This window comes from Paenibacillus chibensis (assembly GCF_004001045.1).
GTDB classification, from domain to species: Bacteria; Bacillota; Bacilli; order Paenibacillales; family Paenibacillaceae; genus Paenibacillus_AQ; species Paenibacillus_AQ chibensis.
Genome location: NZ_BIMK01000015.1, coordinates 22,097 through 46,432, shown reverse-complemented (window position 1 = coordinate 46,432; position 24,336 = coordinate 22,097). Strand labels below are relative to the sequence as shown.

Genomic DNA, 24,336 nt, shown 5'->3' with positions numbered 1-24,336 from the left:
GCGTAAAGCTCAAATCTTTTTGCTGCTTCGCTGGTAAAGGTTACAAAGTTTTGGCTGGAAATGCCTGTCTCAAGAAAGTAGTATTAAAGTAGCAGAAAGGCATTAACTGAAAAGCGGAGCTTAAGCGTTAAGAAAGGAGCTTCACGTTGACATATAAAAAATGGATTATCGCTGCCTCGGCAGCCGCAGTTGTTATCATATCCGGCACATCCATCATGGCCATGGCAAAGGCCAATCCCATACAAATCGTATTGAACGGCACGGAGCTCGTGACCGCCAAGGCGGCTCAAAAGGTCGACGGCGTCGTGATGCTTCCGGTGAAGGAATTCGGCAAGCTGTTCGGCAAGGAAGTTTCATACGACGAGAAGACCAACACCGTTGCGGTTAACGATAAAGCCGGCGTGAAGATCGCCGAATCCGAAGACAAGACCATCCAAATCACAGGTAACCAAACGGAAACCGGCACCTATGATCATTTGCTAATCAAAACGCCGATATTCAGCCGCAGCCTGCCTGGGTACAATGTCATGAACCCTTCCTACGCGCCATGGATCGAATTCAAGGACGTGACCGGAGACGGCGAACCGGAAGTCGTCGTCATCTTGACGACGGGTTACGGTACCGGAGTTTACCAGTCGAACGCGCTTGTGTATAATGCTCAAGGGGATCAAATCCTCGTGGAGGATGCTTTGACCGCATTAATGAAGCGATTCAAAGGCACCTACACCGATAAAGCGCTTGATGTCTCTCTCGATGATAAGCATTACACGCTTCCCCAAGACTTGATGTTCTCTGGTGGCGATTCGAACGGCTTCAAGCCTGGAATCGGAAGCGTGATGCAGTTTGCCGTAAAGGACGGCAAATTGACCGCGACGACGGGAGTGCAGGTTTCGCCTGCGGAATTCGTGGGTGATATCAAGTTAACGTACATTTACAAGGACGGATTATTGCAAGCCGGGGACGCAAGCTTCGAATTTTATCCGGAATACCGTCCGTAAAACCGGGAAAGGAAGATTATGATAACATCTAAGAGTCGTACATACACACGCATCCTAATCATGTTGGCCGCGATTAGCATGTTCATTGTTGCGGGCTGCAGCCTTGGAGATTTGCCAGGAGCAGGAACAACGGATCCGGTTGACGGACAAAAGCTGAAAGTATATTTTCTGGACGTGGGACAGGGGGCTTCGCAGCTACTGGTCACCCCTTCCGGTAAGACGATGCTGATCGACGCAGGCAACAACGATAAAGAGCAAGTGATGCTGGATTATATGAAAACCTATCATATTGAGAAACTCGATGTCGTTATCGGGACACATCCGGATGCGGACCATATCGGCGGTTTGGACAAAGTGATTGATCATCTGCCGGTTAGCGCCATATATATGCCTAAGGTGCAGTCCAACACCAAAACATTCGAATCCTTGCTCCAATCGATCAAAAATAAGGGCTTGAAGGTCAAAACGGCCAAAGCCGGCCTCTCCTTTGATCTGGATGATCAGGTGCACGTGGATATGCTGGCTCCGAACGGTACTTATGAGAATACAAACAACATGAGTGCGGTCGTTAAGGTCACCTACGGTCATACGTCCTTTTTGCTGACGGGAGATGCCGAATCGGAAAGCGAAAAGGATATGCTTGCTTCGGGTGCCGATCTGCATGCGGATGTTCTTTTGGTCGGGCACCATGGATCCAATTCATCCACGACACTGAAATTTTTGAAGCAAGTCCAACCGAAATACGCGGTCATTCAGGTGGGAAAGGGCAACACTTATGGGCACCCTAAAAGCGCCGTGTTAAATCGATTGCAAAAGCAGGGAGTAGAAGTATACCGAAATGATCAGCAGGGAACCATCACGATCACATCGGACGGGAAATCACTTCATATTGTCACAGAAAGGTGAGTGGCGCATGTGAAAGGAAATATTGGATATATCGAAGGATACGAAGGCGATTACTGCAACATCGAGATCGAAGGAACCGTTGAGGCCATCCCGAAAAGGAACGTGGACGTTAATGTCAAAACAGGGGACGTCGTGGAATGGAACGGGGAAAGATGGGTTCCGAATTCCGCACTGACACGGAAGCGAACCCGTGATATCAAAAAATTAATGGATGATGTGTGGGAAGATTAAAAAAACTCTTCAACTTGAACAAGTTGAAGAGTTTTTTTTGTTGAATAAAAGATATATACAAATATATAGATTATTCCTCTACAATCAGTTGACCCGTCATGTTGTCATGGCCGGCGCCGCACATTACAGAGCAGTCGAAGTCGAATGTTCCGGCTTTGTCTGCTGTAAATTCAGCAGTGCCGTCCTTTTGCAGGTTCACATTGAACTCGGGAATTTCCAAACCATGCGCACCGTCCGTATTTTTCAAAGTCAATTTGACTTTATCGCCTTTTTTCACTTTGATTTCAGATGGCGAGAACTCAAAGCTTTTCGCGTTGACGGTGATTTCTTTCGTATCCCCGCCTGCGGAAGACGAAGAATCGGATGCGCTGCTGGAGCTGGAATCATCGTTGCCGCAAGCCGCAAGAACAGATGCGGAAAGAGCAGCAACAGCGATTAGAGAGAATAATTTCTTTTTCATTTCTATGTGCCTCCCCTTTTAGTATGTGGCTAAATCATTAACCATTACAAAACATGAGTTTACCCCTTTCATATGTCGCTGTCAACATCAAACACATTTAAGCTTTTTGAAGTTTAATATTTTCATGCGTTAATTCTTGCAAAAACAATAGTATTCTCCACCACTTTTTCAATGACAAATATCATATGACAAAATTGTAATATGTAACAATATTGACGAATTTGTTAACGGGGAGTATGATACTTAACGTTTGAAACATCGTTAACATATTCCTTAACTTTGTAAAGGGACGTAGTGCCCAGATTACAATGGACCAGGAAGGGGTAATGGAGAGCAGAGACATTCCGAACAGGATCAGGAACACGCCAAGCAAAAACGACGATGAGCCGATGCATCTGAGAAAGGCAAAGGGTGTTCTATGAGTTGAAGGATGGTTCTGCGAACTTCATGTAAGACGTTTGTAAGGTAAAAAAGGTTGTATGATGAAGATGGCCAACATCGGAGCTATGCCTCAGTCATGCATCTGGAGAAATTGCGGAACAGCAGGAAGACGCTTTCATTCATGTTGCGGTTCTACATAGAACATTAAGGGCTGACGATCGAGTTGACATGCAGTCCGTCTCAGGGTGAAAGCAGTACGGACTACGCTGTGAAAGTGATTAGCATTTATATTAAATATTTACTGGGGGTATTTCTGTGAAACACCAAATGAAATTGGCTAGCGCAATTATCGCCGCCACGATGCTGCTGTCCGCCTGCGGCAATGCAGCGGATGACAAAAAAGCGGATGATGCGAAGCCGCAAACCGATTCAACAGCAAAAACGGATTCGAATGCAAGCACGGGCGCGGATACCAAAGACGACGCTTATGGCGTGAAGTCGACGCTGGCAGACGCTTCCGCTGATCCGGCAAGCAAAAAGTTTGAGAACTTCCCAACGTGGGGATATGATCTGGGCAATACCCGCCATGTTCCGTTCAAAGGCATTACGGCAGACAATGCCAAAGACCTTGGCGTGATCTGGTCCGCCGAATTCAAAAAGCTGGACAGCTCCGTGCTGAACGGTAATCAAAGCTATCCGGTTGTTGCCGACGGCGTGGTATATGTATCAGTCAGCGGCAGCCAGGTATTCGCCTTTGACGCGCTTAGTGGCAAGCAACTGTGGCACTGGAAACCGGATGATGCTCAAGCGGCTAATTTCAAAAAAGCGGGCATTGTTGCAAACCGTGGTGTGGCGGTAGCTGAAGGTAAAGTTTTCATGCTGACCGTCGACAACAACGTCGTTGCACTGGATCAAAAAACGGGCAAGCTGATCAAGATGGAGCCGATCTCGAACGCGATTCCGGAAGTTACCCTGGATAACGGCTACTATGAAACAACAGCTCCTATTTACTATAAAGGAAACATCTACATCGGCAGCAGCGGTGGCGATAACGGCGCACGCGGTTTCGTGATGGCTTACAAAGCAAGCGACCTGACTCCTGCTTGGGATTCCCCATTCTGGACCGTTCCGCCGAAAGGCCAAGACTGGCTGGCAGGCAACAAATACCAAGGTGGCGGCGCAGTATGGTGCCCTGTAACCATTGATGAAGAAACCGGAATCATGTACTTCTCCGTAGGTAACCCGGCTCCTGACTTCTATGGTGAGGACCGTCCTGGAGCGAACCCGTACACGGACTCTGTGGTTGCTGTTGATGCAGCATCGGGCAAATTGAAATGGGCTAAGCAAGAAATCAGCCATGATCTTTGGGACTATGACGCAGCTGCTTCTCCAATGCTGATGAATGCAACGGTGAACGGCAAACAGCAAAAGGTTGTTGTCGAAGGCGGTAAATCCGGACAATGGTGGGCATGGGATGCCGCAACAGGCAAAGTCATCTATGACGGTGTGCCTTTTGCAAAAATCGACCATCCAAAACCAACGCCTGAAGGTGTTCTGGTATATCCAGGTACACTAGGCGGCGAAAACTATGCACCAGAAACCTATGATCCAGAATCGAACTTTGTTCTGATCCCTGGTATTGAAGCACCAAATGTCCTTAAATCCGCAAAATCAACGGAGGAAGCGCACAATGATGCTTATGTAGGAGCCAAAGCTTTTGGTACAACCATGGGAGCAGCTCCAGATAATATCAAGTCCTATGGCACAATTACCGCAATTGACATGAACACAGGTAAAGTGGCATACCAAAACAAAACCACCGATATGATGAGAGGCGGCTTTACTAGCAATAGCGCCGGTCTTGCATTCTATGGTGAGCTTGACGGTAAAATGAACGCGATGGATATCAAAACTGGTAAACTCGTATGGACATTCCAAACTACGGGTGACAACATCGGTGCTGCACCTTCCTTCTTTACTGTGGACGGCAAGGATTACTTTGTTCAAACGACAGGTGGTTCCAAACCGCAAATAATGGTCTTTGGACTTGGCGGAGATAAAACGCAAGGTCATGAAGGCAGTGCTGATGACAGCAGCGCACACTCCAAGAAATAATTAAGCGTCAATATTACATTGGACAGGCTGCGGGCTTTTTGACAGCCTGTCCTTTTGTTATCTACGGCAACAGATGCGAAAGGAGTCTTGTTTAATGCGTAAAGTTTCACAGCTATCCATCGTGGCTGCGCTTGCGGTTTCCCTGGCCGGCTGCGGCAGCGGGAAAGAAGCGCCGGACGCCAAGCTGACCCTGGATCAGACGTCTTTCCCGGTCAAGCAATGGAACATGGATTATTCACATACGGTGCCCGTAAAAGGCAAGCTCTTGGTAGGCGACAAGCCAGTGGAGAGCGCGGAAGTGAAGGTAGGCAGCAATAACCACACCGTAACAACGGGCAAGGATGGTTCTTTTGAATTGCTGGTGGACCAAAGCCTGATTTCCACGGTCAACATTAAAGTGGCGTCGATCGATAAGGCAAAGGTAGACGGCAAGGAGATCGGTGAGAAGGAATCGGAAAAACTGCTGAATACGGAAATCCCTCTTCATGTATATTATCCGCTCCAAATACAGAATACGACGGTAAACGCGAAGGATTCGAGCAAGGTTGACGTGCACGTTAAAGCTCAGTTGAAGCCGGGCGAGAAATGGCCTGTCATTCACGAAGACAAATACAGCATTCACGGAGTCGTCATGGGCGCGGATAACAAGCCTGCCGAGAATGCGGTCGTATGGATTACGCGGGACGGCGGTGAAGGCTTTGCCAAATCCACGCCGGCGGATAAAGACGGTAAATTCAATATGTACTACATTCCCGAAGACGATGAAGAGATCAACCTGGAAGTAGGGTATAATGGAGTGAAATACACGCTGCCTCCGGATAAAGTATACTTCTTCCCGGACGAAACGAGCATCGAAACGGACATCATCCTTCCGAAGGAAGGAACCGTTATTCGGGACGAGCCACCGACATTGGTCAGCAAAGAAGCGCCGGGCGCCTTGTACACCGGGATTATGGTAGGCTTGGATGTAGGGGATGACGTAAAATATGAGGTAACGATTCCGGACGAGGAAGGCGAGTTTACGCTGACGATACCGAAAGAGGCATGGGACAAATGGCCGACTTTTTATGAAACCAACTTCAGCCGGTTTATCGAGAAGGAATTGAAGCCTGGAGATACGATGACTTCGGATCAGCTGCAAAAACCGGCAGCCAAGGATCCGACGCATATTAAGGCAGAAACGCCCAAAGCTTAATTTTAGCAGACGCGTTCAATCATGAAGCAAGACAGGGATCGCATCCCTGTCTTTTTCAATGACGGAATGCAGTATCTGCAAAGGGAAGGGAAATATGAAGAATACAGGATGGCTCCTGCTGATGATGCTTCTTCTGGTACTTACAGCCTGCGGCACCGAAGTCAGCGGCGAGCATCATGGAACGATCACGTTCCTGCAGTCTGAGCTCCCGGTCAAAGCCTGGCAGATGGACAATTCCCATATGACGAAGCTTCAAGGTCAAGTGCTGCTCGACAATCAGCCCGTAGCACGGGCGTCGGTAGCCATCTCAACCGTCAAAACGGTAGAGACTGACCTCAGCGGAAGGTTCGATGCCGTCATCGACCAAAGTCAGCCGCTCAAGATTCCGGTGCATATTCAATCGTTGGATAAGGCGACAGTCCAGGGCAAGGACCTGGATCAACCCATGAAGGACGCGATGAAAATGGCCGAAGCTGAGCTGCAGATTGCATATCCGATTACCATAAAAAGCGTCGTCGCATCGCCTGGTCACCCGGATCAAGTCGAAGTTCATGCGCAGGCGCAGCTGGAAACAAAAACGTTTTTTCCTGCACCGATGTTTGACCGTTACGGTTGGTACGGGATCATCAAAGACGGAGGCGGTCAACCGGTTAAGGGAGCAGTCATCGAACTGTGGGAAGAGGAGGGGATGGAGCCTTTGACTTCCTCGGAGCCGTCGGGGGCAAATGGCGGCTATTTGTTCGAAGCCATCCCCAAAAATGTTGAAGCGGTAAGTCTGCGCGTCCAAATAAATCAAATGACTTACGCCCTGCAGCAAAATATCTTACTGACGATTCCCTCTCAAACGAGCTTGGAGGCAGACATCACTCTGCCGAAGCACGGTCTGGAGCTGGCTTCCAGCATGCTGCGAACGAGGCTGCTTCCCGGCGCGGTCTATCAAGGCATTATGATCGGCGTTTCTTCCGGCCAGTCGGTAACGTACACGTCGACGGTTCCGACCAAGGACGGTGCTTTCCTATTGACGATGCCAAAGAAAGTATGGGAGGAGCACCCGCATTTATATGAGACGAAAATTCGTCTGTTTCAGGCGTCTCCTTTACAAGCGGGCGACGTCATTCCATCCGAGCGGATACCTCCAGCCCGGATTTATGAACCAGATCATATTCAAGCTCAGCTGAAAAGCTCTTCATCATGAAGAGCTTTTTTTGCTGAAATCGTCAAGAAACCCTATTGACACCTGAAAGTTGTAGTTTTATAATAACGCTATAGTTTTCTGGTAACGTTACCGATAACGTTACCAGAGGCAAGTGACTTTTCTGAGGAGGGATGGAATGAGCAATACGATCATCACAGTTCCGGCAGAAGAGCAACGTTATAACGTATTATAATGATTTTTTGAAAGCGTTCTTATGGACGCCCGCTTTATTCCCCTACACAACTCGTATTTCACACACCATCTTTGGCTCCTGTCATATGTCTCAAATTCCGGATACCTTAAAAATTACATTGAAGTTTTGGAGGATAATCATTTGAATGACTCTATTGAGATGAGAAATCGCCGGATCTATCGATTAATCGAAGCGGATGATATCGATCAAGCGCCCAAACGGTTTCGTATGTGTATCCATCCGGCCGATCATGAAGGCGATACGACGGGACTCGCCGAGCTCAGGGCATCCGCCAGCGGACAATTCTCACGCGGCGGATTGGAATACATGAAACGCGTGATTCCAGAGCATCCGATCACCATCGTTGATCTGAGGCAGGAATGTCACGGGTTCGTGAACGGCAAGGCCATGAGCTGGTATGGTGAAGACAATACCGCGAATAGAGGCTTAACCAGAGAGGAAGTTCTCTCGCTCGAAAAACAAAATTTGGAAGGGATGAGGCAGGAGGAGAAGGTAATATTTGATTATCTCGAAGGCAAATCCCTCCTTTGTGAGGAGGAGATCGAGGGTCCGAGAACCGTGCAGAGCGAAGCCGAATTAGCGGAATCGGAAGGCCTGGGCTACTATCGTTTTTGCGTGACTGATCACCATAGACCGCCTGATGAAGTGGTGGATCAATTCATTCAATTCGTGAAAGCGCTTCCTGGTGGTACTTGGCTTCATTTTCATTGCAGAGGAGGGGTAGGAAGGGCGACATCGTTTATTTTGATGTACGACATGATGCGCAACGCGGATCATGTGAGCCTTCAGGATATATTACGGAGGCAGCAAAATATCGGCGGCAGGGACATGTACCGAATGAGCCCAAACGACGGCGAGGAGTTGTACAAAGCAGCGATCGACCGATTGGATTTTATCCGGAAGTTCTATGAGTATTGTGCCAGCCGGCATGGGGACTATGACACCGGATGGTCGGAATGGCTGCATTCACAGAGAGATATAAGCTAAGGCTTGTTGATCAGTACTTAATAAGGGAGGTTATAAGGGATGGGGAAAATGTTGTTGCTGCTCTCTTTATGTGCGGCTATGGTTATCGGAGGATGCAGCTCAGGCGGTGGCAAGCAGGGGGATACCGCATCTGCGGAATGGGCGGCTGAACAGGGACTGGATAAAACCGAAACCGTGGATGAGCTGTATGCCAAAGCCAAAGAAGAGGGAATGGTTGTCGTATACTCCCAGTCCAGTCGGATTAAAGACGTGAAAGCTTCCTTCGAGGCCAAGTACCCGGGAATTACCGTGGAGGCTTTCGATATGAGCACGAATGAAATTGTCGAAAAGCTCGTGCGCGAACAGGAGTCAGGCATATATAACGCGGATGTCGTATTCGTCAAAGATGCTTTAGGGGTGGTATCTTCCGATTTGGTCAGCAGGGGAATCCTGCATGCGTATAAACCGAAGGATATCATGGACAAATTGGCTAAGCCGTTTCAAGAATTACCCGGAATCGTGTCCTACGCATCGATCCGGACCTTGTATTACAACACGAAAGTTTACAAGGAATCGCCTGTGACGAACTGGTGGCAGCTGACCGAACCGGAATGGAAAACCAGGGTTCTGATCAACGATCCGCTGGATTCCTCCGATATGATGGAGCTGCTCCTGTCGATGATTCAGCATTCGGATGATATGGCTGCGGCGTATAAGGAACTATACGGAAAGGAAATAGAGCTTACGGAGGAAAATGCAGGGTATGAATTCATTGCCCGCCTGCTCAAGAACGATCCGGTTTTGGTGAAATCCAGCGATGACGTCGTTGAAAATGTCGGAAACGACAGCCAAGCCAAGCCGCCGGTAGGGATTGGAGCTTCATCGAAACTGCGGAACATCGAACAAAAGGAACTGACAATCGGCGCCAATTTCAATATGAAACCAAAAATTTCGGTGCTCGGGCCTACTTACTTGTATGTAGCCGATCAAGCGAAGCATTCCGCGGCTGCCAAACTGATGATCCGATGGATGATGGGCGAAGTGGATGGTGCGGGGGAGGGACTCAGACCGTTCAACGTGCTGGGATCCTGGCCAGCCAATACCGCAACGGAGCATAAAAACCCAATCAATCTTGATCAGCTGGATGTCTGGGCGTATGATGCCAACTATTATTACAGCAACTCTATTAAATTCCGCGAGTTTTGGATCAAAAACATCAAATGAGTGCGCATTCTTTTGCCTGCGGGGTTGTGAGTTTCAAAGAAGGAGTGTGTACCGATGCGCAAGGCAGAATATTCAAAGGCAGAATACATCCAGATCAAGCCCCAAAAGACGGATTCCAAATTCAACAAGACAAGGCTCAAAAATAAGTTGAAATCCTTTTTCAGCAACCCGCTGCATCTGATCAGCATCGCAGCGATTGTATTTCTGATCTACACGATTTTGATTCCGCTCTACGAAATGGTATCGAGCACGGTCACCTGGAGCCATGACGATCTTCGAGCCTACTCCGAAGCAGAGCCGGGCAAGCTGACGTTTGAGCACTGGATCCATATGACGACAAGCGCCATCAGCAAAAACGTGTTTTATCAACCGATATTGAATTCGCTCAACATTGCCATATGGGTTTCCTTATTGTCGGCGATTCTCGGTGGAGCCTTGGCCTGGCTCGTGACGCGCTCGGATATTCCTTTCAAAAAGTCGATCGCCTTCATGGCCATCATTCCTTACATGCTTCCATCCTGGATGAAATCGATGGCATGGCTTGTCATTTTCAAGAACGACCGGATCGGCGGAAGCCCGGGCCTCATTCAATCCGTCTTCGGCGTTAGCCCGCCCGACTGGATGTCGTATGGGTTAATCCCGATCGTCGTCGTGCTCGTCGGACATTACTTCACGTTCTTCTACCTGCTGCTGGCCGTGGCTCTCAGCTCGATCAACAGCGGCTTGGAAGAAACGGCCGATATTCTCGGCGCTCGCCGCGGAACGATTCTCAGAAAAATAACGTTCCCTTTGGTCCTGCCAGCCATCCTCTCCGCATTCATCTTGACCTTCTCCAAGTCGATGGGTACCTTCGGTCCGGCAGCCTTTCTCGGATTGCCGATCAAGTACTACACCATAGCGACGATGCTATACAGCAGCATACGCAGCCGTATGGCCTCCCAAGGCTACATTCTCAGTCTCGTGCTGATTCTTATCGCGGCGATAACGATCTATATCAACCAGAAAGCCATAGGCAAAAGAAAGGGATACACAACTGTCGGAGGAAAGGACGCCCGCAAAACACTTACGCCACTCGGCCGTTGGAAAATGCCGGTCTTTACAGTCGTGATGCTGTTTATGTTCGCTGCCGGTGTGTTTCCGCTGCTCATGCTCTTCCTGCAATCCTTCATGCTGAAGGAGGGCGTATACAGCCTAAGCAACTTCACGACGCATTTCTGGACGGGAGCGTCCGATCCGAACATTGCATCGGGTGAAGTCGGCGTGCTGATGAGCAACAACATTCGTATGGCACTGAAAAACTCGCTGTTCATCGCGTTTGGCGGCGCCGGACTGTCTGCGATTCTCGGGGTGACCTTCGGTTATATCATCGCCAAGGGAAGACGCACATTTACAGGCAAACTCATCGAACAGTTAACCTTTATTCCTTACCTGATTCCGGGGATTGCCTTCGCGGCGATTTACCTGTCCATTTTCGCCAAACCGGGATTTCTCATTCCTGCGTTGTACGGGACCATCACCATCATCATTCTGATTACGGTCGTCAAAGACCTGCCTTTCGCGACAAGGTCAGGAACAAGCAGTGTGATGCAGATCAGCGGAGAGCTGGAGGAGGCAGCCAAAATCCAGGGGGCATCGTTCTTCCGCAGATTTATCCGCATTATGCTTCCGCTTACCCGGAAAGGAGTGATCAGCGCCTTTCTGCTTGGCTTCATCAGTGCAATGAAAGAGCTGGACTTGATCATTCTTCTGGTGACCCCGAAAACGGGCACTCTGACCACATTAACCTTTCAATATGCCGAAAGCGGATACCAGCAATTCTCCAACGCAATCACCGTGATCATCATCGCCATTATTATCGCGACGTATTTCATCGCTACCAAATGGGGAAAAGCAGACCTTACGAAAGGGATAGGAGGCTAACATGAGCAGAATCGAACTTAAAAAAATCAATAAGTATTTCGATCACAACCATATTTTAAAAGACATCGATTTCGTGATCGAGGAAGGCGACTTCATGACGCTTCTCGGGCCGTCCGGCTGTGGCAAAACGACCATGCTCCGGGTGATTACAGGACTCGAAAACCCGGAAGAAGGGATCATAACCATCGGCGGCAAGGAAGTCGTTAATGGAAGAAACCGGTATTATGCGCCTGCCTCGAAGCGCGGATTAAACCTTGTTTTCCAAAGCTATGCCCTTTGGCCCCACATGACGGTGTTTGAAAATGTCGCCTTCGGTCTGACGATTAAAAAGGTCACGAAACAGGATATCCGAAAACGGGTGGAGACGGCGCTGGAAAAAATGAGGATTATCCAATATAAGGACCGTTACCCCTCGGAATTATCCGGAGGCCAGCAGCAGCGGGTCGCCATTGCCCGGGCGATCGTCACGGAGCCGAAAATCCTTTTGTTGGATGAGCCGTTATCCAATCTGGATGCCAAGCTCAGGCTCGAGATGCGGGCGGAGCTGAAAAGACTGCATCGCGAATTGAATACGACGATTATTTATGTTACCCATGATCAGGTCGAGGCGCTGACGATGTCGACGAAAATCGCGGTTTTCTTCGAAGGAGATTTGGTGCAGCTGGATACCCCGCGGGGAATTTACCGTCATCCCGCCGATCTAAGGGTGGCCGATTTTATCGGGAATCCGACGATTAATTTCGTCGATGCGATCTGCAGCTATCAGGACGGCTGCCTGGTAACGGAATCGGGCCTTGGCACCGTGGACATTCCAAGCGGCCAAAAGCACAGCGGAGAAATCGTGCTGACGATTTATCCGGAAGACATTACCATCCATGAGGATCGGAACGAGTCAGGCATCCGTTGTATCGTATCTTCGATTTTGCCGGCAGGTTCGGAAACATTGATCCAGCTTATGGTCAACGATCAAACGATGCTGCTTGCGAAGTATATGGGGGAAAAGGAATACCCGATCGGAAGCGACGTTTGGATCACATTTCCGAAAGAAAAGGTAAATGTTTACGATCGTGAAAGTAAACGATTGATTCCGCTGGCAAGCGAGTACAGCGGTGCCCTTGCGGGGGTGAATGACGTAGCCGGCCTGGCTGTGGGCGTAAGCGGCAAATAAATATTCGGAGAGGATGATGAAAATGAAAACATATAAACAAGGTATTACATTTCTGTTGAGCAGCGCTCTGGTGCTGTCTATGTCTGCCGCAGTTTCGGCTGAAGAAGAGGAGATTGAGTACGTTCCGCTGCAGGCGGAGGTTTTGAATCCGATCGGTGCAGCTTCCGTGTGGGACGTGAACAGCCATTCCGTTTTGTTTAAGCTGAGAAACGGCCTTGTCGGGAAAGTGACGGTAGGCAGCACGCAATATGAAATCGGAAATAAAACGGGCAGCTTCGCGGCTGCGGTCATCCTGGAGGGGACGACAGCCCTTATTTCTGAAGACGATGTTTTTATTAAGAACGTGAATTTGGAGAACGCAAGCGGCAATGTCCTCGATATTACGAGACAATCCAAGGCAAAAATGTTTAAAGTGAAGGCCGATATGGAAACGGAACCCGCGGAGCAGTCCGGGGATGCTGCCGACGACCCTTCGGTATGGGTTCATCCGAATCATCCGGAGAAAAGCCTGATTATCGGTGCGAACAAAAAGGCAAATCCCGGGGGAATCGAGGCCTACAATCTGGATGGCCAACGCGTCGGATCTTACGGAGTCGGTAAAATGAACAACGTGGATGTCCGATATAATTTCAAATTAAACGGACAAAAAGTGGATATCGCGGCATCCACCAACCGCACTACGAACCAAATCAACATATTCGCCATTCATCCTTCCACAGGCGTGTTGACCGAAGTGACAGGCAACAACCTTGCTTCCCATATGGAGGAAGTGTACGGCTTCAGCTTATATCAAAGCCAGCGAAGCGGTAAGATGTACGGTTTAATCACTGGGAAGGACGGAGAATTTGAACAGTGGGAGCTGTTCGATAACGGCAGCGGCAAGGTAGACGGCAAGTTGGTTCGCGAACTCAAGCTGGGCAGCGTCACGGAAGGCATCGTGGCGGATGACGAATATGGCAAGTTCTACGTGGCCGAAGAGAATGTGGCGATCTGGAAATTCAACGCCGAGCCGGATGGCGGACTTCTTCCGGAAGCACGGATCGATACGGTAGACGGGATCAGGCTCACAGCCGATGTGGAAGGGCTGGCCATCTATTATGCGGAGGACGGAAAAGGCTATCTGATTGCTTCGAGCCAAGGCAGCAATCGCTATGCGCTTTATGACCGGGAAGACGGAGAATACATCACCACGTTTATGGTTGGAGACGGCAGCGCGATAGACGGCACATCGGAGACAGACGGCATCGACGTCATCTCATACGGCTTGGGGAACCGCTATCCGAACGGATTCTTTATTACGCAGGATGACACCAATACCGAACCGGACGGAAGCGTGGCCAACCAAAATTACAAGGTCGTGGCCTGGGAGAAAATCGCAAAGGGTTCGGACGATAAGCTGGAGATGAAGGGCGTGGATCCTCGAAAGATGAAGAAAAGATAACCAGAAGCCTTCCGAAAAGGGATTGAAAATGAAATAGGTCTGGATTAAACTGGTAACGTTACCGGAATCGTTACCAAGAATTTGCCCCCATGGAGGAGACCATATGACAACGATAAAAGACGTAGCAAAAAAACTCGGAGTTTCCGTATCAACCGTATCCAGAGCGATGAATAATCATCCCGACATCCGGCCGGAAACGAAACAGGAAGTGCTGGAAGCCATGAAAGAGCTGAATTATACGCCAAATGCCGTCGCAAGAAGCTTGATTCAGCGCAGATCTTACACCATTGGACTCATGATGCCGGATATCACGGACCCGTTTCTGTCGGCGATGGCTCAAGGAATCGAAGAGGTATTATCGGATGACGGTTACCAGGTTGTGTACGGAAATACTTCACGAAGCCGTGAAAAGGAGGAGAGCTTCCTGCTGAGTGCGGCGCAGCGAAAAATGGATGGGCTGATCATCACGTCGGATTTTATGGACTCGGAGATGATTCAGCTGCTTAAAAATTTGGATATTCCCGTCGTGTTCCTTCGCAGAAGGCCACCGGCTGAGCTGGAAATGCCATTCGTTGACGTAGACCATTACCAGGGCTCCTGCAAAGCCGTCGAGTATTTGCTCTCGCTTCATCATGAGCATATCGGTTTTATCGGCATGCCGGAATACTCTTACACCGGTCAGGAACGGTACCGGGCATACCGCGATACCATGAACAAGCATGGCATTGACATTCATCCGGAAGGCATCGTCTTCGGAGCGAGATCTTATGAAGGCGGATTTCAAGCCATGGCACAGCTTGCGTCGGCTTATCCCCAAATGACGGCCGTTTTTGCAGCGAACGATATTCTCGCAATCGGAGCCCTCGAATGGCTGGCCGAGCAAAAAGTTTCTGTTCCTGGGCAAATGAGCATCGTCGGTTTCGATAACTTGGAGGTCAGCAATTTGCATTGGATCAAGTTAACGACCGTTGCCCAGCCCCGCAAGGAGATGGGAAGAAGGGCAGCGGAACTGCTGATGACAATGATCCAAACCAAAGGATCGAAAGGCTCATCCATCCTGTTTGATACGGAGCTGATCATTCGCAACACCTGCCAATCCATCACGTAAGGAGCGGAACGAAGATGCTGGGCTATTCGATACAAGACCCGGTTTTCCAGGGGATTTTGACCCGGCGTACTCCCCATGATCTGATCGGGAGCTGCGACAGTGTGGACGAATTCCTGCATTGGTTGAAAGAGCAAGGCGTATGCTCTATTGAAGTCCGCATTCTTCCGAGGCATGCGAATCCGGTAGCCTATGCGGAAGTCATTCAACGGATCTGGGACGCGGGGCTGAAAATTACGGTACATGGGCACGTGGAAGGGAACATGGTCGGGAACCGCTTCGAAGATGTGTACCCATCGATGAAATATATATTGCGTCACTTGGGAAATCATCAGGATGAGGTCATGATGGCCATCCATGCTTATGATGCGGCATCCGGAAGCGAGGAGCAGCTGTTTGGGCGCACCGTGGAATTGTTCCGTGAATGGACTTCCATCGTTGAACGCGAACAGCTTCCCCTTCGGTTCGCCTTGGAGAACAACCGCAAGAAAACAGGCAAAGTAGATCCGGGTGACACGACGGCGGGTGTTCTGGACATGGTGAAGCAAGTCGGAAGTCCGCTTCTGGGTATCACCTGGGATATGGGACACTTCTACTCTGACCTGCTGCACAGCCAGGAAGGCCGGAAGCTTCAGGTGCCGATCCTGGATTTGCCTGAACCCGAATTTATTCGGCGGGTCGTTCACACCCATATTCATGGCATTGGAAGCAGAGGAACGCATCAGCCTCTGACTGATCCATCGAGCCTGCCTCTCGCGCATTACGTGCAAGCATTGCAGAATGCCGGTTATCAGGGCATATATAACCTTGAGCTGACCATGTACAAATTCGGAAGCGACAGGCCTATCTTGGATCATGCCTCGGCATCGATCCAGAGATTGAAGAAGGCTGTATTGAATGGATAGCCAGGGAACGTACTGGAGGAGGAGAGCGAAGCACGATGCCGGCAACGGATATTTGGCACATCACTCCATGGGAGCTGGTCGTTCGCATGGTACTGGCCGCCGTACTAGGCGGCATCATTGGATTCGAGAGAGAATGGAGCAATCATGCAGCAGGTTTCCGGACTCATATCCAGGTTTGCTTGGGTTCGGCAAGCATTATGTTGTTATCCATATACGGATTTTCGGAATTCGTTGACGAGACGAATGTCAGGGTCGATCCCGCCCGGTTATCCGCCCAGGTTATCAGTGGAATCGGGTTTCTGGGAGCGGGGGCCATTCTGCGCAACGGCAATATGATCAAGGGATTGACGACGGCTGCCAGCATCTGGGTGGTGGCGGCGATTGGATTATGCGTGGGAGCGGGTTTTTTTATAGGGGCGATTACCTGTACAGTCATCGTCTTGGTGAATTTGTTCCTGTTTAACAAGTGGGAAAAGATCTGGATCAAGAAACGCCGCTTTCATGAGATCCAGATGGTCGTGAGCGACGAGCCGGGCAAACTCGATCTGATTATATCGAAGCTTAAGGAGTACGATGTGGCGGTGACGAATGTCAAAATGCTTCATGGAGACTCTTCCGGGAATGGAAAATCAGAGCAGTCCGATGTAGCCCTTTTATTAAGTGTCACGGCGGTTCAGACGGATCAGTGCTTACGGGCAATGGAGGAAATCATTTCGCTCAACATCGCCAAGTCCGTTGAAGCGACGATCAAACGGGATGTTTCCGCTAAGCTGGACATCAGCGAAAGTAAGAACGAGACGGTTTCCATGCCATAAAGAAAGAAGACGCAATGACAGGTGGTTGTAGCTATTGAAAAATATATTGCTGGTCAGTGATCTTGACGGGACTTTGTTGACATCCTCGCAGCAAATCAGCGAGGAAAACATCCAAGCCATTCGGAAGTTTGAAGAGCAGGGCGGATTGTTTACCATTGCCACCGGACGCACGGAGCAGGCGGTCACATCCTATATCATGCAGCTGAATTTGACCACGCCGCTGATCCTGTATAACGGAGCGAAAATATACTGCCCTGTGACGCAAAAGGTGTTGTTCGAAAAAAACATGGTCATTCCGGATGGATTTTGGGCTTTCGCGCTATCCAAAGCATCGGAGGATTGGGCAATGCTCGTCTACCGGGACGGGGAGGTTTACGCTCCTTGGCGCAACGCCTTATTGGAATACCATGAACGCAAGGACGGGGTTGTATGCAGCGACTTGCCGGAAGGCACGCAAGATCAAGCGGTAACGAAGCTGCTTTTGATTGCCCGGAATTCATCCGATCTTATCTCGATCGAGAAGAAAGCAGAGGAGATCGGGTTTCCGGCTGAAATCGTTTATTCGGAACATAACTATTTGGAAATTCTTCCTTATGGCGTATCCAAGGGGACCTCGCTGATCGAGCTGCTGAAGCTGCTGCCGAATAAGGAGCTGTTCACGATTGCCGTGGGAGACAATTTGAACGATTTGGCGATCATCCGCCAGGCGGATCACAGCTTTGCTGTAGAGAATGCCCATCCAACGTTGAAAACGCATGCAACCAGCTTGACGGTTCATCACGAAAATCATGCGATCGCCGACATCATCAACGGAATTATGAATAATAAAGAGCTTCTTGCTTGAATAAAAATGCTGGGAGTGATGTTAGAGAATGGAATATCTCAGTCTGGCTCAATCGCTCGCGCGTTCGGCAGGCGAACTGATCCTTTCCAAGATGGGAGAGGGGATCCTTACCGAAGAAAAGTCATCCAGCTTCGATGTGGTGACGGAAGTGGATAAGGAATCGGAGCTGCTGATCCGGAAAGGAATCGCGGATCATTATCCCGACCACCGCTTTCTGGGAGAAGAAGAAACGTATTTAAATGGAAGTTCACTTGAAGAGATCGTTGCGGATGCCCAATCGAAGCCCTACGTATGGATCGTGGACCCCATAGACGGAACAAGCAACTTCGTCCAGGGCATTCCCGGCTTTACAGTCTCCATTGCCCTTGCATGCGAGGGTGAAATGCTAGTAGGGGTTGTGTATGACCCGTGCGCGGATGAAATGTTCTGGGCCGTAAAGGATCAAGGTGCATTTCTAAACGGCAATCGAATACGCGTATCCGATAAGGAAGGTTTGAATACGAGTGTCATTGCCACGGGATTCCCGTCAAGCATGGAAGCCCGCCTTGCCGTTTATGGCGGACTCGGAAAGCTGATTCACGAGTGCAGGACCATTCGCTCGCTCGGATCGGCTGCACGCCATCTGGCTTATGTCGGAGCATCAAGGCTGGATGGTTTTTGGGAAAACGGACTCAAGGCATGGGACGTGGCCGCTGGCGCACTTATTGTCAAGGAGGCGGGAGGACAGGTAAGCGATACGGCCGGAAATCCGTACAGCCTGGAGGTTACGGATATTGCAGCCTCAAACGCCCGCATCCATGCGCCGCTGTTGGATTGTTTCAAATGATAGAATGAAGCGATAAGGGAGGGATGGGGCAAATGGAGACCAAGACGATTCGGCTAACCATGGCTCAAGCCTTGCTCCGTTATTTAGATCGGCAGTATGTACAGATGGATGGTCAAGAGACTAAATTCTTCAAGGGCATCATGGGAATATTCGGTCACGGAAACGTAACGGGAATCGGCGAGGCTTTGGAGCGGGGCGGTTTGGACCTGACCTTTATCCAAGGCAAAAACGAACAAGGGATGGTCCATGCAGCTGCTGCATTCGCCAAGCAGACAAACCGGCGGGAAATATTCGCCTGTACGACGTCGATCGGCCCCGGTGCACTGAACATGGTGACTGCTGCCGCCACGGCAACGGTGAACCGGATTCCGGTTTTGCTGCTGCCAGGAGACAATTTTGCTTCAAGGCAGCCCGACCCCGTGCTGCAGCAGCTTGAAATAGGCAGCGATTATACCATCTCCGCGAACGAGCCGCTGAAAGCTGTAAGCAAATATTGGGACCGGATCGTCCGTCCGGAGCAGCTGATGAAAGCGGCAGCTCATGCGATGCGAGTACTCACCGATCCGGCAGAGACCGGAGCAGTAACCCTGGCACTTCCGCAGGACGTTCAGACTGAAGCCTATGATTACCCGCTCTCTTTCTTCGAGAAGAGAGTCCATTACCTGGACCGCAGACCCCCTGCGGCAGAGGCACTCGGCAGGGCTGTGGAGCTGATCAGGGGCAAGAAGAAGCCGCTGATCGTGGCCGGAGGAGGCGTTTTGTACGGAGGCGTGGAATCGGAGCTTGCTGCCTTTGCCGAAGCCTTTGGCATTCCGGTTGCCGAAACGCAGGCAGGCAAAGGTTCCTTGCCTTGGGATCATCCCCTCAATGTCGGCGGGATCGGCGTGACCGGATCGCTTGCGGCGAACTTGCTCGCCAAGGATGCGGATCTGGTCATCGGCATTGGCACCCGCTACTCCGACTTCACGACAGCCTCCAAATCGGCCTTCTCATCCGAAGGGGTCGAATTCCTTAATGTGAACATCAACGCTATGGATGCCGTCAAACTCAACGGCTATGCCTTAATCTGCGATGCGCGCGAAGGTTTGCAGGCGCTGGCGAAAGCGCTCACACAGGCAGGATATGCTGCCGGGTATCCACTTCAGGACATCGCGGCCCTTAAGCAGAAATGGGATGCCGAGGTGGACCGCCTGTATGCTTTGAAGCATGAAGGCGGATTCGTGCAGACGGAGGCGCTTGGCATCATCAACCAAACCATTGATCCGTCTGCAGTCATCGTCTGCGCCGCAGGCAGCCTTCCCGGCGACCTGCACCGGTTATGGAGGTCCGCCCAGCCGAAAACCTATCACATGGAATACGGCTTTTCCTGTATGGGTTATGAGGTTAGCGGTGCCTTTGGAGCTGCCTTGGCGGAGCCGGAGCGGGACGTATACGCCATTGTAGGCGACGGCAGCTACCTGATGCTGCATTCCGAGCTTGTTACCAGCCTGCAGGAGGGGCGTAAAATAACGGTTTTGCTCTTTAACAACCACGGCTACCAATGCATTCATAATTTGCAGAGGGAGCATGGAAGCGACGGCTTCGGCAATGAATTCCGCTACCGGTCCGAGAATGGTGCATTATCGGGAGATTACATGCCAATTGATTTTACCGCTCAGGCCTTGAGTTTGGGAGCTGCCGCCTATAAAGCAGCCTCGGCAGAGGCTTTGCAAGAAGCGCTGCTGCTTGCCAAGCAGGAACGGGTTTCGACCCTGATCGAAATCCCGGTACTGCCGGGCACGAATTCCCAAGGCTACGAGTCCTGGTGGAATGTAGGCGTTCCGGAGGTGTCACCCAGCGAAAAAGTGACGGCTGCCCATGCAAAAATGAAACAGAAGACGGATGCGCTGAAGTCGAGAGATTGGTAGAGGAGGACAGACAAATGGGGAATCTGAGGACACTGCCTTTCCGCCTGGGAATTCATCCTATTAACTGGGTCGGCGAGGATGTGCGGGAGCATGGAGATCATACCACCTTCGAGCAGATCGTGGATGACATCCAAGCGTTAGGGCTGACAGGCACCGAAATGGGACGCAAGTTTCCGAAGGAACCGAGCCTGTTAAAAACAGAACTGTCCAATCGGGGAATCCGGCTTGTATCCCAGTGGAAGTCCGTCTTGTTCACGGATTCCGCCTGGCGTGACTCGGAACTGGAACATTACCGTAAACACGCGGAATTTCTCCGTGATTTGGGGAGCACCGTCATCAGCACCTGCGAAATCGGAGGATCGCTTCATTTTGATCCGAGAAGAACGCCCGTCGAAAAGGAAGTCCAGCGGCTGGATGAACGGGGATGGGAGCAGCTTGCGGATGGACTGAATCAAGCAGGGGCAATAGCTCTCCAGCATGGTCTTAAGCTGACATACCATCATCATGGCGGAACGGTCATCGAATCGCCAGAAGAGGTTGACCGTCTGATGGAGATGACAGACCCGTCGCTGGTCTACCTGCTGTTCGATACCGGTCATGCCTATTACGGCGGAGGAGACCCGCTGGCTATGCTTAGAAAACACCGGAACCGGATTGCTTACGTCCATTTGAAGGATATCCGCGAGGCGGTTCTGGAGGAAGCTCGTAAGGAAGGCTCTGATTTCGTTACCTGCATCCGTAAAGGCGTTTTTACAGTTCCTGGAGACGGTTGCATCGATTTCGATCCGATATTCAGGGAATTGCTGGACATGAATTACTCCGGCTGGGCCATGCTTGAAGGAGAACAGGATCCTGCGGTTCATCCGGCTCGCGAATATGCTGCCAAATCTCTGGAATATATAGGGAACGTGATCGACAGGATCTATCAGACTCATACATGAAGGCGATTCGTAATTTCGCTGGAAAGAAGGTTGTGAAGCTATGACTTATCTGTCTTTTCATGCCGACAAACCGCTTGATTTCGTGGCAATCGGACGCCTCTGCGTCGATTTGAACGCGAATGAGATTAACCGCCCGATGGAAGAGACCGTTACGTTTACCAAGTATGTCGGCGGGTCTCCGGCTAACATCACCATAGGAATGTCGAGACTGGGCAAGAGATGTGCCTTTGTCGGCAAAGTCTCAGACGATCAAATGGGACGCTTTATCGTCCAGTATTTGGAACGCAATGGCATCGGTACCTCGAATGTGGTTACGGACCGGACCGGAGCCGTCACGGGTCTCGCTTTTACCGAGATCAAAAGCCCGACGGATTGCAGTATTCTCATGTACCGCGACCATGCGGCTGATCTGAATCTGCAGCCGGGCGAAGTCCGTGAAGAGCTGATCGCCCAAGCGAAAATGCTCCTGATCTCCGGTACGGCGCTTGCGAAGAGCCCTTCACGCGAAGCCGTGTTCTTGGCCCTGCAGTATGCCAAAAAACATGGAGTAGTCATTGCTTTTGATATTGATTACAGGCCATATACATGGACATCCGCGGAAGAGACGGCCGTCTATTACAATCTGGCCGCAGAGAAATGCGATGTGATCATTGGCACCCGTGAGGAGTTCGATATCATGGAGCGCTTTGAGGACAACCCGGCTCACCTGGACCGGATTACGGCAGGCAAATGGTTCGATCATTCCGCTCAGATCGTCATTATCAAACATGGCAAGGAAGGCTCCATCGCCTATGCGAGGAATGGCAGCGAGCACAGGGCAAGAAGCTTTCCGGCAAACGTCGTGAAGACCTTTGGAGCCGGCGACGCTTATGCAGCGGGATTTCTATACGGCATGCTGCAGGGATGGACGATCGGGAACAGCATGGAACATGGAAGCGCAGCGGCGAACATCGTCATTTCCAGCCACAGCTGCTCGGACGCAATGCCGACTGCAGAGCAGGTGCAGCGCTTTATCGAGCAGTCCAAGCGCGAAGAAGTAAAATGAACCGAATCATTGAAAGCGCATGAATGGCAGGAAAGGAGAAACATGACAATGACGAATAGATTAGGAAATTGGATTGGCGGTGAATGGGTCGATTCTGCGGCCACAGCCACTGAACCCGTATATAACCCGGCGACAGAGGAGGTATTGGCTCTCGTCCCGCTCTCTACGAAGGAGGATGTGGATAGGGCCGTCACTGCCGCCAAAGCCGCGTTTCCGAGCTGGAGCCGAACGCCGGTACCCAAGCGGGCCAGGATTTTATTTAAATACCAGCAATTGTTGATCGATCATTGGGAGGAACTTGCCGAAATCGTCACCCGGGAGAACGGGAAAAGCACAGGAGAGGCCTATGGTGAGGTCCTCCGCGGTATCGAATGCGTTGAATTCGCGGCTGGCGCTCCATCGCTTATGATGGGCAAACAAATTCCCGATATCGCATCGAATCTGGAATCGGGCATGTACCGTTATCCGGTGGGTGTCATTGGAGGGATCACGCCATTTAATTTTCCGATGATGGTGCCCTGCTGGATGTTTCCGCTGGCTGTTGCCTGCGGCAACACCTTCGTGCTGAAGCCTTCTGAACGGACACCGCTTCTGGCAGGGCGCCTGGCAGAGCTGTTTAAGCAAGCCGGCCTGCCGGACGGGGTGCTGAACATTGTCCATGGCGCGCGCGAAGTCGTCAACGGTTTGCTGGAGCATCCGGACATTAAGGCGATATCCTTTGTCGGTTCCCAGCCCGTCGCCGAATACGTTTATAAGACGGCAACGGCCCATGGCAAACGGGTACAGGCGCTTGCAGGAGCCAAGAACCACTCCATCGTTCTCCCCGACGCGAACCTCGATTTGGCAGTCAAGGAGATCGTGAATGCCGCTTTTGGTTCAGCAGGCGAGCGCTGTATGGCCTGTTCCGTGGTCGTGGCGGTCGGCGGGATCGGCGATGAACTGGTTGAGCGGCTGAAGGCCGCAGCCGATCTTCTTACGATTGGTAACGGGAAAGATGAAGGCGTATTCCTCGGTCCGGTCATTCGGGGTCCTCATAAGGAGCGGACGTTATCGTATATCGAAATCGGTGAGAAGGAAGGGGCGCGGATTATCCGCGACGGACGTGAGGATCAGGAGGCTTGCGGGACGGGGTATTTTGTCGGGCCGACGATATTCGACCAGGTGCAGCGGAACATGGTCATCTGGAAGGATGAAATTTTTTCCCCTGTCCTGTCCGTTATGCGCGCTGAATCGCTGGAGGAGGCGATCGAAGTCGCGAATGCCTCCGAATTTGCCAATGGCGCTTGCTTGTTTACGCAGAACGGGAGCAGCGTCAAACAGTTCCGCGATGAAATCGATTCGGGCATGCTGGGGATCAATTTAGGTGTTCCGGCCCCGATGGCGTTCTTCCCTTTCTCGGGCTGGAAGAAATCGTTTTATGGCGATTTGCATGCCAACGGAACGGATGGCGTGGAATTTTACACCCGGAAGAAAATGGTCACTTCCCGTTGGTGAATGATTGTAAACCCACTTGAATCACCCGACGGGTAGGAGG

The 24,336-nt window shown here is 50.8% G+C and carries 21 protein-coding genes; 20 read left to right on the top strand and 1 reads right to left on the bottom strand.

Features of this window, described 5'->3' with window-relative positions; genetic code table 11:
- Positions 1-146: 146 nt before the first annotated feature.
- The 3 genes from PCH05_RS13495 to PCH05_RS13485 are packed head-to-tail and all read left to right on the top strand — an operon-like array spanning position 147 to position 2,135.
- Positions 147-998, top strand: a complete 852-nt coding sequence (locus tag PCH05_RS13495) for a stalk domain-containing protein (RefSeq protein ID WP_127602925.1) — start codon at positions 147-149, stop codon at positions 996-998.
- Positions 999-1,016: 18 nt separating this feature from the next.
- On the top strand, positions 1,017-1,904 hold the full coding sequence (locus PCH05_RS13490) for a ComEC/Rec2 family competence protein (RefSeq protein ID WP_127602924.1): 888 nt from the start codon (positions 1,017-1,019) through the stop codon (positions 1,902-1,904).
- 9 nt (positions 1,905-1,913) lie between these two features.
- On the top strand, positions 1,914-2,135 hold the full coding sequence (locus PCH05_RS13485; RefSeq protein ID WP_246049549.1) for a DUF3006 domain-containing protein: 222 nt from the start codon (positions 1,914-1,916) through the stop codon (positions 2,133-2,135).
- A 70-nt stretch (positions 2,136-2,205) separates the two neighbouring features.
- On the opposite strand, the gene PCH05_RS13480 is transcribed toward PCH05_RS13485, so the two are convergent.
- Positions 2,206-2,595 (bottom strand): cupredoxin domain-containing protein, encoded by a 390-nt coding sequence (locus tag PCH05_RS13480; RefSeq protein ID WP_127602922.1) that lies wholly within the window; start codon positions 2,593-2,595, stop codon positions 2,206-2,208.
- A 696-nt stretch (positions 2,596-3,291) separates the two neighbouring features.
- Here PCH05_RS13480 and PCH05_RS13475 point away from each other — a divergent pair.
- From PCH05_RS13475 to PCH05_RS13395, 17 genes are all read left to right on the top strand, one after another.
- Complete coding sequence (locus tag PCH05_RS13475; RefSeq protein WP_127602921.1) at positions 3,292-5,091, top strand: pyrroloquinoline quinone-dependent dehydrogenase; 1,800 nt, start codon at positions 3,292-3,294, stop codon at positions 5,089-5,091.
- A 94-nt stretch (positions 5,092-5,185) separates the two neighbouring features.
- On the top strand, positions 5,186-6,286 hold the full coding sequence (locus PCH05_RS13470; protein ID WP_127602920.1) for a carboxypeptidase regulatory-like domain-containing protein: 1,101 nt from the start codon (positions 5,186-5,188) through the stop codon (positions 6,284-6,286).
- A 94-nt stretch (positions 6,287-6,380) separates the two neighbouring features.
- On the top strand, positions 6,381-7,481 hold the full coding sequence (locus PCH05_RS13465; RefSeq protein ID WP_127602919.1) for a carboxypeptidase regulatory-like domain-containing protein: 1,101 nt from the start codon (positions 6,381-6,383) through the stop codon (positions 7,479-7,481).
- 334 nt (positions 7,482-7,815) lie between these two features.
- Positions 7,816-8,682 (top strand): protein-tyrosine phosphatase family protein, encoded by an 867-nt coding sequence (locus PCH05_RS13460; protein WP_164766644.1) that lies wholly within the window; start codon positions 7,816-7,818, stop codon positions 8,680-8,682.
- A 39-nt stretch (positions 8,683-8,721) separates the two neighbouring features.
- Positions 8,722-9,885, top strand: coding sequence for an ABC transporter substrate-binding protein (locus PCH05_RS13455; RefSeq protein ID WP_127602917.1), 1,164 nt, complete (start codon positions 8,722-8,724; stop codon positions 9,883-9,885).
- 54 nt (positions 9,886-9,939) lie between these two features.
- Positions 9,940-11,805 (top strand): ABC transporter permease, encoded by a 1,866-nt coding sequence (locus PCH05_RS13450; protein ID WP_127602916.1) that lies wholly within the window; start codon positions 9,940-9,942, stop codon positions 11,803-11,805.
- 1 nt (position 11,806) lies between these two features.
- Positions 11,807-12,973: an ABC transporter ATP-binding protein gene (locus tag PCH05_RS13445; protein ID WP_127602915.1), complete on the top strand. Its 1,167-nt coding sequence runs from the start codon at positions 11,807-11,809 to the stop codon at positions 12,971-12,973.
- Positions 12,974-12,995: 22 nt separating this feature from the next.
- A complete protein-coding gene (locus PCH05_RS13440) occupies positions 12,996-14,414 on the top strand; it encodes a phytase (protein WP_127602914.1) in 1,419 nt (472 codons plus the stop codon).
- A 103-nt stretch (positions 14,415-14,517) separates the two neighbouring features.
- Positions 14,518-15,522 (top strand): LacI family DNA-binding transcriptional regulator, encoded by a 1,005-nt coding sequence (locus PCH05_RS13435; protein WP_127602913.1) that lies wholly within the window; start codon positions 14,518-14,520, stop codon positions 15,520-15,522.
- A 14-nt stretch (positions 15,523-15,536) separates the two neighbouring features.
- Complete coding sequence (locus PCH05_RS13430; protein ID WP_127602912.1) at positions 15,537-16,424, top strand: sugar phosphate isomerase/epimerase family protein; 888 nt, start codon at positions 15,537-15,539, stop codon at positions 16,422-16,424.
- Between the two features lie 35 nt (positions 16,425-16,459).
- Positions 16,460-17,239, top strand: coding sequence for an MgtC/SapB family protein (locus tag PCH05_RS13425; protein ID WP_127602911.1), 780 nt, complete (start codon positions 16,460-16,462; stop codon positions 17,237-17,239).
- Between the two features lie 34 nt (positions 17,240-17,273).
- Positions 17,274-18,083 carry a Cof-type HAD-IIB family hydrolase gene (locus tag PCH05_RS13420; RefSeq protein ID WP_127602910.1) on the top strand — a complete coding sequence of 270 codons (810 nt, stop codon included), beginning with the start codon at positions 17,274-17,276 and terminating at the stop codon, positions 18,081-18,083.
- Positions 18,084-18,111: 28 nt separating this feature from the next.
- The gene (locus PCH05_RS13415) at positions 18,112-18,909 is read left to right on the top strand and encodes an inositol monophosphatase family protein (protein WP_127602909.1); all 798 of its coding nucleotides are present in this window, start codon (positions 18,112-18,114) and stop codon (positions 18,907-18,909) included.
- Positions 18,910-18,941: 32 nt separating this feature from the next.
- Positions 18,942-20,816 carry a 3D-(3,5/4)-trihydroxycyclohexane-1,2-dione acylhydrolase (decyclizing) gene (gene iolD, locus PCH05_RS13410; RefSeq protein WP_127602908.1) on the top strand — a complete coding sequence of 625 codons (1,875 nt, stop codon included), beginning with the start codon at positions 18,942-18,944 and terminating at the stop codon, positions 20,814-20,816.
- Positions 20,817-20,839: 23 nt separating this feature from the next.
- Positions 20,840-21,757, top strand: coding sequence for a myo-inosose-2 dehydratase (iolE, locus tag PCH05_RS13405; protein ID WP_127602963.1), 918 nt, complete (start codon positions 20,840-20,842; stop codon positions 21,755-21,757).
- Positions 21,758-21,797: 40 nt separating this feature from the next.
- A complete protein-coding gene (gene iolC / locus PCH05_RS13400) occupies positions 21,798-22,802 on the top strand; it encodes a 5-dehydro-2-deoxygluconokinase (RefSeq protein WP_127602907.1) in 1,005 nt (334 codons plus the stop codon).
- 48 nt (positions 22,803-22,850) lie between these two features.
- Positions 22,851-24,296 (top strand): CoA-acylating methylmalonate-semialdehyde dehydrogenase, encoded by a 1,446-nt coding sequence (locus PCH05_RS13395; RefSeq protein WP_127602906.1) that lies wholly within the window; start codon positions 22,851-22,853, stop codon positions 24,294-24,296.
- Positions 24,297-24,336: the final 40 nt, after the last annotated feature.